Annotated in this window: 13 protein-coding genes; 12 read left to right on the forward strand and 1 reads right to left on the reverse strand. The window is 41.4% G+C overall.

Going from position 1 to position 14,009, the window contains the following annotated elements; translation table 11 throughout:
* Positions 1-18 precede the first annotated feature (18 nt).
* The 6 genes from BLO53_RS11695 to BLO53_RS11715 all read left to right on the forward strand — a co-directional run bounded on the left by BLO53_RS11695 (position 19) and on the right by BLO53_RS11715 (position 6,913).
* On the forward strand, positions 19-1,215 hold the full coding sequence (locus tag BLO53_RS11695) for a 2-hydroxyacyl-CoA dehydratase family protein (protein WP_026488053.1): 1,197 nt from the start codon (positions 19-21) through the stop codon (positions 1,213-1,215).
* Entirely contained in the window at positions 1,215-2,990 is a 1,776-nt protein-coding gene (locus BLO53_RS11700) for a 2-hydroxyacyl-CoA dehydratase family protein (RefSeq protein ID WP_242829046.1), read from the forward strand. Before BLO53_RS11695 ends, BLO53_RS11700 begins: the two co-directional genes overlap by 1 nt.
* A 93-nt stretch (positions 2,991-3,083) precedes the next feature.
* The gene (locus BLO53_RS11705) at positions 3,084-3,878 is read left to right on the forward strand and encodes an acyl-CoA dehydratase activase (protein WP_026488051.1); all 795 of its coding nucleotides are present in this window, start codon (positions 3,084-3,086) and stop codon (positions 3,876-3,878) included.
* Positions 3,879-3,904: 26 nt separating this feature from the next.
* Entirely contained in the window at positions 3,905-4,072 is a 168-nt protein-coding gene (locus BLO53_RS19235; protein ID WP_176757260.1) for a hypothetical protein, read from the forward strand.
* Between the two features lie 42 nt (positions 4,073-4,114).
* Entirely contained in the window at positions 4,115-4,834 is a 720-nt protein-coding gene (locus BLO53_RS11710; RefSeq protein WP_092061776.1) for a hypothetical protein, read from the forward strand.
* 15 nt (positions 4,835-4,849) lie between these two features.
* Positions 4,850-6,913: an oxidoreductase gene (locus tag BLO53_RS11715; protein ID WP_092061779.1), complete on the forward strand. Its 2,064-nt coding sequence runs from the start codon at positions 4,850-4,852 to the stop codon at positions 6,911-6,913.
* An 80-nt stretch (positions 6,914-6,993) separates the two neighbouring features.
* Here BLO53_RS11715 and BLO53_RS11720 read toward each other — a convergent pair whose 3' ends face one another.
* Positions 6,994-7,452 (reverse strand): helix-turn-helix transcriptional regulator, encoded by a 459-nt coding sequence (locus tag BLO53_RS11720; RefSeq protein WP_092061782.1) that lies wholly within the window; start codon positions 7,450-7,452, stop codon positions 6,994-6,996.
* Between the two features lie 208 nt (positions 7,453-7,660).
* Here BLO53_RS11720 and BLO53_RS11725 point away from each other — a divergent pair, with 208 nt between their 5' ends.
* From BLO53_RS11725 to BLO53_RS11750, 6 genes are read left to right on the forward strand one after another with little or no spacing between them, the layout of a single operon-like run.
* Positions 7,661-8,299 carry a hypothetical protein gene (locus tag BLO53_RS11725; RefSeq protein WP_092061785.1) on the forward strand — a complete coding sequence of 213 codons (639 nt, stop codon included), beginning with the start codon at positions 7,661-7,663 and terminating at the stop codon, positions 8,297-8,299.
* Positions 8,280-10,115 carry an ArnT family glycosyltransferase gene (locus tag BLO53_RS11730; RefSeq protein WP_143003242.1) on the forward strand — a complete coding sequence of 612 codons (1,836 nt, stop codon included), beginning with the start codon at positions 8,280-8,282 and terminating at the stop codon, positions 10,113-10,115. The genes BLO53_RS11725 and BLO53_RS11730 overlap by 20 nt, the downstream gene beginning before the upstream one ends.
* Positions 10,115-10,663: a hypothetical protein gene (locus BLO53_RS11735; RefSeq protein WP_092061791.1), complete on the forward strand. Its 549-nt coding sequence runs from the start codon at positions 10,115-10,117 to the stop codon at positions 10,661-10,663. The genes BLO53_RS11730 and BLO53_RS11735 overlap by 1 nt, the downstream gene beginning before the upstream one ends.
* A gap of 12 nt (positions 10,664-10,675) precedes the next feature.
* Positions 10,676-11,668, forward strand: a complete 993-nt coding sequence (locus BLO53_RS11740) for a glycosyltransferase family 2 protein (protein WP_092061794.1) — start codon at positions 10,676-10,678, stop codon at positions 11,666-11,668.
* Positions 11,607-12,698, forward strand: coding sequence for a glycosyltransferase (locus BLO53_RS11745; RefSeq protein WP_092061797.1), 1,092 nt, complete (start codon positions 11,607-11,609; stop codon positions 12,696-12,698). Before BLO53_RS11740 ends, BLO53_RS11745 begins: the two co-directional genes overlap by 62 nt.
* On the forward strand, positions 12,674-13,822 hold the full coding sequence (locus BLO53_RS11750; RefSeq protein ID WP_092061800.1) for a glycosyltransferase: 1,149 nt from the start codon (positions 12,674-12,676) through the stop codon (positions 13,820-13,822). The genes BLO53_RS11745 and BLO53_RS11750 overlap by 25 nt, the downstream gene beginning before the upstream one ends.
* Positions 13,823-14,009 lie beyond the last annotated feature (187 nt).

The raw sequence follows: 14,009 nt of genomic DNA on the forward strand, positions 1-14,009 counted from the left end.
GAAAGGAAGGTATTACAAGTGCAAGATTTAAAGCACATGATCACCTTTGAAAAGTGGCTTGAGGATGCGTCCAATCCACTTATTAAGGAAGCACAGGATGAAGGTAAGTACGCAATTGGCTATACCTGCTATCACATGCCTGAAGTTCTCCTTAATCTGGACAACTGCTTTTCTGTAAGGATGAGAGCTCCAAGAGTAGGTTCCATCGATATTTCAACTTACTACATGTCAAACTACACTTGCGAGTTTGCAAGATCTCTTTTGGAAAACGGTATTGAGGGTGGATACGGTTTCCTTGACGGAATTGCCGGAGTTGATGCCTGCTCAGCAATGAACAGATGCTATGAGCACCTGGAAATCCTTAAATGTAATGAGAAGCCACATTTTTTTGTCACTCACACTGACGTGCCATACAAGGTTGAAGAATACAATTTTGATCAGGTGGCAATTCAGATGAGAGAGAGACTCCTTGCTGTGATGCATGAGAAACTGGGTACTGATGTCTCAGATGAGGCTATCAGAAAGGCTGTTGAGCTTCACAATGAAATGTGCCGTGTAATTACAGAAATTGGAAACTTCAGAAAGGAAGAAAATCCAAGGATAACAGGTTATGAGTTCCATGTTATCTGCCTTGCAAGTTATTGCTGTCCAACAGCCAAGATCCTTCCATATCTGAAAGAGACTCTTGAAGAAATAAAAACAAGAAAGCCTGATGACAAGAACAAGTTCAGAGCAAGAGTTCTTGTAGTTGGGTCAGAGATTGATGACCTTAACTTCTCAAGACTCCTTGAGGAGAGCGGAGCAATGATAGTAGCAGACAGATTCTGCTATGGATCATTCCCTGGAAGAGAAGAGATAAAGCTAAATGACCATGAAGATATAGTAAGACAGATTGCAAGACACTATATGCTCACCTCTGAATGCCCCAGATATATGGCAGAAGAGAAGGTTCTTCAGAGAAAGGAAACTGTAGATAAGCTGGCAAAAGAGTTTAAGGCAGACGGTATCATCTACGAACAGATGAAGTACTGTGACTTCTGGGCCTTTGAAAGACCTCTTGCAAGCCATATCATGACTGAAGAGTATGGCTGGCCTACCCTTTCAATCGACAGATCCTATAATGTTCATAATTCAGGTCAGCTGCGTACCAGATTCCAGGCCTTTGTAGAGGCTTTGGAGATCAAGAAAATCAGAAGTAAAAGGGAGGTAATGTGATGAAATACATTGATCCCAAGAATTTTAGATTAAAGGACAATATCGACTGGAAGGCCCAGGCAGCCAATTTAAAGGAAATAGCTGGCATTGTAGGAGATATTGTAAAAGAGACAGACTGGAGCGAAGTAGCAAAGTCAGCTAAAAAGGATGCTAAGGGTATTCAGAAGAGACTCTCTCATGAACTTGATCTATTAAAGAAGATGAGCCCTGATGAAGTCAAGGACCTTGTTCTCAATGGTGAAAAGCAGCTTGGTAAGCTCTATGCCAACGGCAAGATGGCAACTGTCAGAAGAGAGTGGAGAGGTGTCAAGGACACTGGAGTAGACTTCTATGAATGGGGCAAGATGTGGGCAATGCTTCTTGCAACCTTTAGTAAGGACCTTGTTCCAGCCCTTATGGGGACTGTTCATTACAGATGGATGGTTTCATATTTTTGCTGTCACTCCTTTATGGACAAGAACACAATGGGACTTCGCGGCAGAGCTCTTAAGATGCACCACGAACTCATCTATGCAATATTCAGATATGTTGCAGAGAACCTTGTACTTCTTATGAAGTCAGATGAGAAGGTTGGTAATTCCAAGGAACTTTCCAAGAAGATAGTTCTTTTTGATGAGATGACAATGTCACAGATCATGGCTGGTTTTCCTGATCTTATTGGTATTCCTTATCAGCTGATGCCGGTATTTCTTTTGTCAGAAATCGATCAGCTGGCATGTATGCCATATATTGACGCAGTTGAGTCCTATGGACTTCCGTCAGACACCTGCCCTGTTCCATCATCTGAGTGTGGCGCAGCAGTCATAGATGCTCTTCCCCATATGGGCGCCTGCTTTATTTCTAGCTCAATGCCCTGCGATGGCTCAGTAATGGCTTCTTCCTATACAGGACGAAGGTTCAAGGATCTTCCTACATATCATCTGGCATTCCCTGTAAGATATGAGGACGAGTCCATAATGGATGCAGCGGTAAAAGATATCAAGGGCTGCATCAAGTTTATCGAAGACAACACAGGTGCTAAGTGGAACTGGGATGCATATTTTGCAGCCATGAAGCGCTTTAACACCGAGACTAAATACGAGCTTGAAAAGTGGGAGATCAACCAGACAGATCATCCTCAGCTCATTGGTCCATGTTACGAGCTCTTTAGAAAATGGAACTATGAGATGGATGGAGGACTTGACCCAAGAATCATCAAGACCTTCTACAATGTAGATAAGCTCATGAAAAAAGCTTACGAGTGCAAGGATGAACCTTGGCGCGGCAAGATGAAGTACAGAGCAATTGTTTGGTCTATACCAGCTCACTACTATGCAAACTTCTCTAACTGGATGGCTAACTGCTGGGGCGTAGATATCCTGGTAGAAATGGAGTCACTTAACTTCACAAAGCCACTGGAAACAGAGAATAAAGAAGAGGCACTTAAGGACCTTGCAAGACTTTATGAGCGAATGGTCATGAGAAGACATACAAACGGTGGTTATGACCACGTTGTAACAGAGCTCTGGAGACAGTGCGAAGCCTGGAACGTAGATTTTGTTCTTATGTATCAGCACGTATCCTGCAAGAACATGGCAACAGTTCAGGGACTTTTTGAAGATCAGGCAAGAGAGCGTGGCATCAAGCTCTTGTGGTGCAGCCACGACCTTATGGATCCAAGAACAGTTTCAAGAAAAGATATGCGTGCTTCTGTAAATGAATTTATGAGAACAGTTATGAAGGCAGAGCCTGTAGATCCATCACTGGTGGATTTTGAGGATGACACGTCGTGGTGAGCAGAGCACTTGGCGAGGTATTTACGAGCCTAGTGAGAATCCCACAGCAGAGTAAGATAAAAGAATATTATTCATAAGAGAGGAATATAAAAAATGAAGTATTTTGGTGGATGTGATGTAGGATCAACCTACACAAAGGCAGTAATTATTGACGAGACTGGCAAGATGGTTGCCAATACAACTCTTAAGAGCAAAATCATTGCTCAGGAGTCAGCAGAAATGGCTATGAAGGAAGTATGCAGCCAGGTTCCTGATCTTAACAGTTCAAAGGACCTTACATACCTTATTGGTACAGGTTATGGACGTAACAAGGTTCCTTTTGCTGATGAGAATATTTCTGAGATTTCTTGCCACGCTATGGGTGTACATGTAACAAATCCTAGCGTAAAGGCTATCATCGATATCGGTGGACAGGACGTTAAGGGTATTGCTATTGATACAGATGGAACAGTTAAGAACTTTGCCATGAACGATAAGTGTGCTGCTGGAACAGGTAGATTCTTTGAAGCTATGGCAAGATCATTTGAAATGAGTCTAGAGGACTTCTCAAAGCTTTCTCTTAAGGCCAAAAACGTTATTCCTATCACAGCTCAGTGTACTGTATTTGCTGAGTCTGAGGTCATCACACTTGTTGGTGAAGGCAAGCCTATGGATGAGATTGCAGCTGGTATCGAAATGGCTGTAGCTAAGAGATGTTTTGTAATGTCCAAGAAGGCTGGAGCAACAGATTCTATCACACTTACAGGTGGATGTGCCAAGAATGAAGGTCTTAAGGCTGCTATCGAGCAGGTACTTAAGCTTAAAGTTGTAAATCTTTCAACAGATCCTCAGCTTATGGGAGCTCTTGGCGCAGCAGAGTATGCAAGACAGAAAGGTCTTGCTAAGTAATTAGTTTAAAGAGAAAGGATAAATGCATGGACAAGGCGCTTAGAATAATCGGAAAAATAATAAAGGTGCTGACAATTGTCACAGGCGTTTTATTTGTTATCTATTTCTGGAATCTTGATCAGAAGCTTATGGCCTGGTTCTACACTTTCGTAAATAAGATTTTCGATCGCAAGAAACAGGACCTTAAATTCTGATGTAATAGGAAGTAGAAGTTTAGATAACAAGGATGTAGAAGTATGAAACTATATGACAATATAATATCAGATACCATGAACGCACTTGCTGCTGGTGGTGAGAGTATAAAACGATACTCATATACTGGATCATTCTGGAAGGATAATGGTAGCAGTGAGTTTATTATGCAGAGAGATGCAGCCAAGGAGCTGGGCTCTGAGGGAAATCCTTCTGTTAATTACACACTGGTTACGACTTCAGGTATTGTTACTGAGGATGAAGTACTGGTATATGGATCTGATATTAGTGAAATTAAGGGCAGCTGTGGTTTTGCCAGAATAGTTATTCTGGAAACAGAGGACCTTCAGGAAGATAAGGACACTGAAAAAGCTTTTGCTTCTATCAGAAATCTTGAGTTTGTGAGATATCATGTTTTTCCTAAGGGCTACATGGTGAGAGTATCAGCTAGTAGTAACCAGGAACAGATAAGGATCAGCCAGGGGGCTTTGGCAGGAGGAATCTCTTTTGCCAAGGTTGGTTCCCTATATATAAAGAAGTACAAGGAACTTCCTGAGGTTAAGCATGTTCGCGTAATATTTATTACTGACAAAGAAATGGTTAAGAGTCTTGTTCCAAACGCAGAAAAGGCTTCTACCATTACAAAGACACTCACACATATTCTGGACGGAATGCCCACAGACTGCGGGCACTGCTCTATGAAGGCTGTGTGTGATGAAGTAGATGGCATGAAAGAACTGCATCTGGGGAAGAAAAATAAGTAAAAAGGGGGTTATATTTTGAAACAGGAATATGAAGCATTATTTACACCCTGGAAGGTAGGCAATCTTGAAATCAAGAACAGGATTGTGCTGGCTCCTATGGGTGGAACCTGTATCTTTGGCTGGATGGAGCCAGGGGGAAGCCACTTTGATAAAGAAGCAGCCAGGCTCCTTCTCAAGATTGCCAAGCACGATTGCGGTCTTGTAATACCTGGAATTGCTCCGGTAAAAGATATGCTGGGAGGAAAGTGGTTATATCAGAACCCAGGCAAGTTTAAGCAGCTTGCGGGATTTATGGATCAGGTACATGCGACAGGTGCCAAGATGTTCGTGCAGCTTACTGCCGGATTTGGAAGGTCTTTTGCTCTGACTGAGCCACTTAAAATGCTTATTCAGAATAAGAAGCTTGGAGCGGTAGCAAAGCCCTACATTGACCCTGAGTATCTTACAGCAGCACCATCAGTTCTACCTAACAGATGGGCTGACGATGTAATGACAAGGCCACTGACTGTAGATGAAATCCATGATATCATCTATGCTTTTGGCGAGACTGCAAGACTTTGCAAGGAAGCTGGAGTTGATGGTATAGAGGTTCACGCTGTTCATGAAGGATATCTTCTTGATCAGTTTACACTTGGCTATACAAATCACAGAACTGACGAATACGGCGGTTCTTTTGAGAACAGATACCGTTTTGCGGTAGAAATCGTTCAGGAGATAAAGAAAAAGTGTGGCAAGGATTTCCCTGTTTCTCTGCGTTATTCAGTTCGTTCCATGACAAAGGCCTTCCAGTACGGCGCTATGCCTGGTGAGGACTTTGAAGAAATCGGACGTGATATGGAAGAGTCAGAGAAGGCTGCCAAATACCTTCAGGATGCTGGCTATGACATGCTCAACTGCGATAACGGAACCTATGACGCATGGTACTGGGCACATCCACCACAGTACATGCCTCAGAACTGTAACCTTGAGGATGTTAGCCATATCAAGAAGTTTGTAGATATACCTGTAGTATGTGCAGGTAAGATGGAGCCTACAGTTGGCGCAGCAGCCATAAAGAAGGGCGATATTGATGCTATGGCTGTTGGCAGACAGTTCCTTGCTGATCCTAAGTGGGTTGCCAAGATTGAGAGAGGCAGAGAAGACGACATTCGTCCTTGTATCTGCTGTCATACAGCTTGCTTTAACCTGACTAAACATGGTAATAGTGCCAACGATCAGGACCTTTCTGAGTCTGCCGGAATGTGCAAATGCGCAGTTAACCCTCGCAGCATGCAGAGTAAGAAATATAAGGTTGTTCCTACCAAGGAGCCAAAGAGAGTTGCTATCATCGGTGGTGGTATCGGTGGAATGGAGGCAGCAAGAATCCTTGCCCTTCGCGGACACGAGCCAGTTCTTTATGAGAAGACATCCGAGCTTGGTGGTGTATTTATTGCAGCCGCTGCTCCTGAGTTCAAGGAAAAAGATAAAGAGCTCATCGAATGGCAGAAGAAACAGCTTAAAAAGCTTGGCGTTGAGGTTCACATGAACACTGAGATCAAGGCTGACAGCCTTCCTCAGGCAGATGAATACATCATTGCAACAGGTGCTGAGGCTAACCATATCCCGATTCCTGGTGCAGCTGAGTATGCTATGGATGCCACAGATTACCTGCTTGAGAAGAAAGAAGTTGGTAAAAATGTTGTAATCATCGGCGGCGGCCTTACAGGCTGCGAGATTGCTCTTGACCTCTTTAGAAAGGGCAAGAACCCTCAGATTGTTGAGATGAAGGATGATCTTATTTCAGTCAAGAACATGTGCCTTGCTAATACAAGTTACCTTCGCGACTGCTTTAAGACCAATAAAGTGCCAGTTTACCTTAAGGCTGGCGTAGTCAAGATTACAGAAGACAGCGTAGTTATTAATGCTGGAGATGGAAGAAGCGTAACACTTCCTGCAGATTCTATTATCATGTCCGTTGGCTACCATGCAACACCTCTTATCCAGCCTGCCAAGAACGTTCACCTCCTTGGTGACTGCAAGAAGGTCGGCAATGTAAGAAGTGCAGTTTGGGGCGCATGGGACATTGCAATGAAGATTTGATAATATGTAATCAGATAGAAGACGCCTAGTCTTTCTATCCTGTAATAAAAAAGATACCTGGAGATTTCCAAGTATCTTTTTTATTTTATATTAAGTGCCATAAGTCTAAGTAAATAGTTGATAACTCGTTTGTCTCGGCTATTAATCTGATGATAGTAATAGAGCATTTCCAAATCTTCCATGGAAGTCCATTTCTTGAGCTGAGGTGCTGACATATCAGCGCATTCAGAAAGGAAGTCCTGATATAGTCCATCAAAATCAGCCTGAAGGTCAGATTCTGTATCAAGTACGACTTGTGCATCTAATGTCTGATTCTCGCCTTTTGAACTTGCGATAGAAAGTTTGATCAGCTTGTTTAACGGAATTTTGTAGAATATTGAAAGCTTGTATAGCGCTTCTGTTGGAGGCATCAGTCTCGAGGTTTCATAATGGGAATAAGTTGCTCTTGTTATTCCAAGATACTTGGCAACATCGTCTTGTTTGTAGTCGTATTTATCCCTTAATAGCCTTAAATACTGGGCTAGAGGTGAATCTGCCATGAAAAATCTCCTTTTTTATAAAAAGTTTATATATCATTATACTTTAAGTGAAAATGCGGTTTCGGAGCCTTACAAGTATATTCCGAGTATCGTAACACACTTGAAAGATATTCGTAATATCGTATAATGGATTTATAACGACGTCAGATAGCTCTAACTATGAGCTATCCATAAAAAAGACTTTTTTATGAAGGGAGATGTTTAAACAATGAACATGAAACTGATCAAGAGGATTCTTACAGTTACACTTGCAGGGATGCTTGTAGTAATGCCTATCACAGCAGCTGCAGAGACAGATTCTTCTTCTCCGGCAGCTACAACAACAGAGACTGCAGCAGAGCCAGCTTCTGTTGCTATTCCTGAAGCTACCCAAGTTGTAACAGGCGGCAAGGTTATCAAGTCAGCAGTTGCTGGTGCGAGCACAGTTACATCATTTAAGGGTGTTGCTGTAAAGGCAAACGATTCAGCTATCGTTGCTGCTGGAGCAGCAATCGCAAAAGGCGAGAGAGCTTATGTTAAGTCTTATGACGTAACAGCTAAGACAAGCCCAGCCGTATATGCAAGCTTTAATGGCTGTGCAAAAGCTCTCGGCGGCACAGTTATTTCAGCTATGAATGTAGATTTTGGTAAGATGGCAGGCAAGAAGTATTCACAACTTGATCCTAACGTTCAGGTTCCTGTAACAGTAGGTATTCCTGGAAAGGTTCAGGCAGGCAAGACATATGCTATGATTAAGGTTCTTCCTGGTGGAGCAACAGAAGTTCTTGCAGATCAGGATACTGATCCTAACACAGTTACATTTAACATTCAGGGTGGACTCGCATCTTATGCGCTCGTTGTATACTAATCCTTATGTGAATTGTACAAAACGTAATGCTAAGCAGCCTGTAAAGGGCTGCTTAGCTTATGTAAAAGAAAACGCATTTTTGCTACTTGGAATCCTTGTGGCAATATGCTTTTGCCTTTATGGCCTTATGGGCATATATGGGTTTACCGCATATCCTGATGAATTTGGATACTGGGCTCCAGCAGCCAGAATTTTGGGATATGACTGGTCCCAAATAACAGCTCTTGGATCCTTTTATTCTTATGGTTATAGCATATTACTGGTGCCATTTCTGTATTTTTTTGATAGCTCTATCCTGGCTTATAGGGCAGCTGTTATATTAAATCTTGTTTTTCAATGTTCTTCATTTCCACTTATTTATTTCATAATAAAAAAACTCTTTCCCGAGACTTTAAATAATGAAAGAGCGATAATAACTTCTGTATCTGTACTGTATCCTGCTTGGATTTTTTATACTCAGACAACAATGACTGAGAGCATCCTTAATTTTCTAGTGGTTTTATCGATATTCCTATTCATGAGATTTACGGAAAAACCATCTGCAATTAGAGGATTATTATTTGGAATTACTCTTCTATATTCATATTTTGTCCATATGCGCTGTCTTGGGATGATAGCCGCAGGCTTTATAACTCTATTTATATGGGCATTTGGAAAAAGAAAACACGCTTTCAGCAAAAAGTATATTCTAGTAATCATACTTATTCCGATCATGTTTGCTGCAAGCTTTATTATAAAAGATAAAGTTGTTGAAGTTCTATACCAAGGAACTTCTAAAGAAGTATTAGCCTGGAACGATTATTCAGGCATACTATACAGACTTTCAAAGTTTTTAAGCATAAATGGAATTCTGAACTTTTTAAAGGATCTATGCGGCAAGCTTTTATATCTGGGCTTTTCAACTATGGGGATAGGGTATTTTGGCCTGGCCTTACTTACAAAGAAAAGTCTGAAATTTATTGGTAAGTATAAAAAGAAAAATGCAGGGGAAAGAGATTATCTTTTTTTCTTCATTTTCCTGGTTGTACTAATGCAGTTTATGGTAGCTCTTTTGTACCTGAATGGAGCTTCAGCAATAGATAGCGACAGACTTGATAACTTCCTGCATGGAAGATATATAGATATAATTCTTCCACTGCTGTTTGCTGTGGGAATACCTGAAATGCTTGCCTGCAAGCACCTTTTTAAGAAGTTTGTGATATTTACAGGCCTTGAGCTGACTTTGGATGCGGTTGCATTTTGCGTGATTGCAGATAATCTGACACATATGAATGATGTACATGCATTTACCATGGTAGGCATGAGTTATTTTGTAACAACTCCTTTGACAAACACAATGGCCTATTTGATAAAAGAAAGCATGTTGCACTTTGCTATTTGCATTTTTGTGTTTGTCGTAGTCTATTTGTACAGAAGATACAGTATGCAAACAATCCTTATTTTTCTCATAGTAGTTCAGGTGATTCTCGGGTTTAAGGCCTGCGAGCATTTTATTTTTGACAACCAGTCCTATATCTACGGAGATGTAGTGCTGGGGCAAAAGCTTGAAGAAATCAGGGATAGATACCCGGACAGGAGAATCATTCACGTATATGAGAAGGGCGTTCCATATATAGGGATTATCCAGCTGGAAAATAAGGATGCCAGTATTTGTGCAATAAATGCAGAGTTTCAAGATATAGACCTTGGGCAATATCTTGATGAGGATGTAATTCTTATTCTGGATACCGGTGGCAAATATATGAAAGAAGCAGACGCGTTTTATAATGATGACTGGATACTTGCCCATTTAGCTTTATTTTATCAGGAGGAATGATGAGAAAAAGAGTATTGTTTTTATGTGCTTTGATGGCATTAATAGTTCTTTTGACAAGCCCCTTTGCCTGTGCCAGGTCTAATGCACAGGATTCTAATGCAGTGAGCTATAAAGGGCAGGTGATGGTTCTTGATAATGATGCTGTAGCTTTTTTGCAAAAAGATGAGTCCTCAGAGCAGAAGGCTTCATTTAAGGCTGGAGAGAGCGTCTTTGTTACAAACCAGGATGATCAGTGGTTTGAAATTTTCTATAAAGGAGATGTTCTCTATATAAAAAGAGAAGCCATAAGTGCCGAAACCTACGCATCAAATGAAGCATCAAACATCAGAATGGCTCAGGCTGCAGAAGAGGAACTAAAAAGCAAAGAAAAGACAGATACAGTAGTTATAGAATCCTATGGAGTGGAAGAGGAGAGAAATGTAAGTTCCGTGGTCTGGAAGGGGGCAATTATTGTCCTTGTGGTTCTTATAATCATTCTTTCAGTAGTAATAGGAATCAGTAATAGCAAGAAGGATAAAGATATAGAAGAGGCGCAGGAAGAAAAGTAACGAGGGGTAAAAATGAAGCTCATCATACAGATTCCGTGCTTTAACGAAGAAGGCACTCTTAGAGCTACATTAGACGATCTGCCAAGGAGTATCAAAGGGGTAGACCAAATTGAATATCTTATAGTAAATGACGGTAGCAGCGATGAAACTACAAGGGTTGCAAGGCAGTGGGGCGTTAACTATATTGTTAACTTCACCCAGAACAAGGGACTTGCCAAGGGCTTCATGGCAGGTATCGATGTTGCTCTGGAAAATGGAGCGGACATTATTGTAAATACTGATGCTGATAATCAGTACTGCGGAGCTGATATAGAAAAGCTGATAAAGCCAATCCTGGAGCAGAAGGCAGATATTGTAATTGGAGAAAGGCCAATACTTGAAATTGATGACTTTTCTCCTATCAAAAAGAGATTGCAGAGGATTGGAAGCTGGGCTGTAAGACAGGCATCCAAGACTGACATACCTGATGCACCAAGTGGATTCAGGGCTTTCTCTAGAGAAGCAGCCCTTAGGCTTAATGTGGTGAATGACTATACCTACACTTTGGAAACCATTGTTCAGGCAGGACGAGAGAAGATCCCAATCATTAGCGTTCCTATTAGCACTAATCCTGCAGTCAGGCCCTCGAGACTTGCCAAAACTATGCTGGGATATGTCAGAACCTCAATGCTAACAATACTCAGGGCTTATCTGATTTATAAACCTTTGAAGGCATTTCTTTTCCTATCTCTGTTTCCAACACTGCCGGGAATTGCCATATGGATAAGATTTTTGTATTTCTTTTTCAAGTTTGGCGGAGCTGGACACATCCAGTCCCTAATATTTGCCTGCACCATGATTATCATCGGCTTTGTCTGCATGATGATCGGAATCCTGGGAGATACAATAAGCGCCAATAGAAAAATCCTGCAGGATGTTCAGTACCACACGAGGAAACAGTACTATGACGGAGTCAAGATTCAAAAGCCTGATAAAGGCGAAGAATGTCGTATATATTACCGTTAAGAATAAGGACTACATCAGGACCAGGCAACTCGAGAGGATACTTTCAGAAAATGCCGCAAGCGTCCGCGTCTATTCTTCTGAAAAGAAAACGCCACTTAAAAGGGCACTGAATATCAGGCGGAGACTTGGAAAGATATCTTTTGAGGGAGTTGATGTTATAGTTGTTGGATTCTTGCCTCAGCTCATCCTTGATAAGGTCATAGACATAGCCTTTGGAGACAGGGCAGTTGATATTGCAGCTGGTAAAAGAGATAGCTTTAAGCTGCAGGTTGTAGCAGATATGTTCTTATCCCTCTATGACACCGTGGTCTGGGATAGAAAGCTTGTAAGGCCTGGTGGGCTTTTGGCAAGGTTTTGTAAGGAGCTTGATAGAAGGACAGTAGAAGAGGCTGATCTTGTACTTACAGACACCAGGGCAGATGCAGACTATTTTGCAAAAGAGTTTGAGGGAGAGCGGGAGAAGTTTGAGGTTCTGTATCTGGAGGCGGAAATTGATTGTTATGATAAAAAAGAGGCTGAGAGTACTGAGGTTAAAAGAGTGCTGTACTTTGGAACTGGGCTTCCACTCCAAGGTACAGATATAGTGGCTGATGCATTTAGAATTCTTATTTCCGAAAATAACTCTGTAAATGTTGTGCATATCAGTGATTATCTATCTGAGAATAAGAAGGATATTTGCTGCGAAATAAAATGCATATTTATTGGCAGTACAAAATATATGAGTAAGGAACAACAATCATTTATAACAAGTGGCCAGGTGGAATACCATGAATGGCTCACAGAGCCAGAACTCATAGAGCAGATTGAAAAAGCAGACATTTGCCTTGCAGGACATTTCAAAGCCGAGATAGATAAGGCTGACAGAACAATTCCAGGAAAAGCCTTTATATATGAGGCACTCGGCAAGAAAATGATCCTGGCAGACACAACTGCCAATCGTGAAATCTTTAAACCAGATGACAGACATATCTTTGTAAGACGAGGAAGTGGGGAGGCCCTCTCTGAATGCATAAGAAAATCTCTTGTATAGTTCCTGTTTATAATGTTTCAAAATATCTCAGAAGATGCCTTGACAGCCTTATAAACCAGACTATACCCACAACAGATTATGAAATAATACTTGTAGATGACGGTTCAACTGATGATTCGGGCTCTATCTGTGATGAGTATTCTTATGAGTACGATTTTATCTCCGTTATCCATCAGAAGAATAAAGGCCCCGCAGCCGCTAGAAACGCAGGGCTACAGGCAGCCTGCGGAGACTATATTTCTTTTGCCGATCCAGATGACTACGTATCTGAGAGATTCTTCGAAATTCCCTACGCTCATGCAATGCAGTATGGGGCTGACATTGTTATTTTTGATGCCTATAAGGATATGATCAGGGATAGAAATGGAAGAGAAGCTGTAAAGACTCAAATGAACCCTCATGCCAAGTACGGCTTTTGTACAGAAGAAGCAGACGACATACAGTCTATGCGCTGCCAGATTCTGTATCCTTACATGGCTGCCTCGGTTTATGATTTTAAATTCTACAAAAATGTCCCTCTGGCTGCCCCCTGGGACAAACTCTATAGAGCAGAATTCCTCCGGTCTAATAATCTCAAATTCCCGGAAAACTTAAGAGTCCTTGATGACATGTGCTTTAACTTTGAAGCCTTTGGCAAGGCAAAGGTCGTAAGCTACGTGCCATCATTTCTGTATCACTATCAGGTAGTAAACTCATCAATCACCAATAGCTACAGGCCAGACAGACCCCAGCAGGATATCAAGGCCTTCTGGCATCTGTATGAGATGATAAATGAGAAATCAGAAGTACAGGAGAATCGGCAAATCAAGAGACAAAATCTCCAGAATCAAGAAATATCAGCTGATGAAGAGAAAAAAGAAGCCCAGATGACCGCCCTCTATGCCCGTGTCATAAAGAGCTTTGCCATCTGCTGCAGACTGTGCTTTTTCAACAAGGAAAAGAAAGAAAGTAGAAAAGAACAGCTCTCCACTGCCTGTAGATATATGGAACTTGAACCCTACAAGACAGCCTTTGAGAAGATCAGCTTAAGAGATTTGGAGTGGAAGCTAAAGATAGTAGCTGTTGTAGGTAGACTCAAGAAGCCCTGGATGCTATATCTGCTTCATAAATTGCAGAATGGATAAAAAATAGGGGAAAAAGATAAGAAATAGTACATTTTCTATCTAAAATGGCATTTTTTATGGCGAAAAAGATAAAAAATGATGTATTTTCTATCTAATGATGTTGGGGTCAAAAGCCCCTTGAATCTAAAACTATAGTTGCTAATCCCTAATGGGATTTACATATATCTGTCCCTTGAAAAGTTAATAC

The sequence above is a fragment of the Butyrivibrio sp. INlla14 genome (genome assembly GCF_900102515.1).
Taxonomy (GTDB): domain Bacteria; phylum Bacillota; class Clostridia; order Lachnospirales; family Lachnospiraceae; genus Butyrivibrio.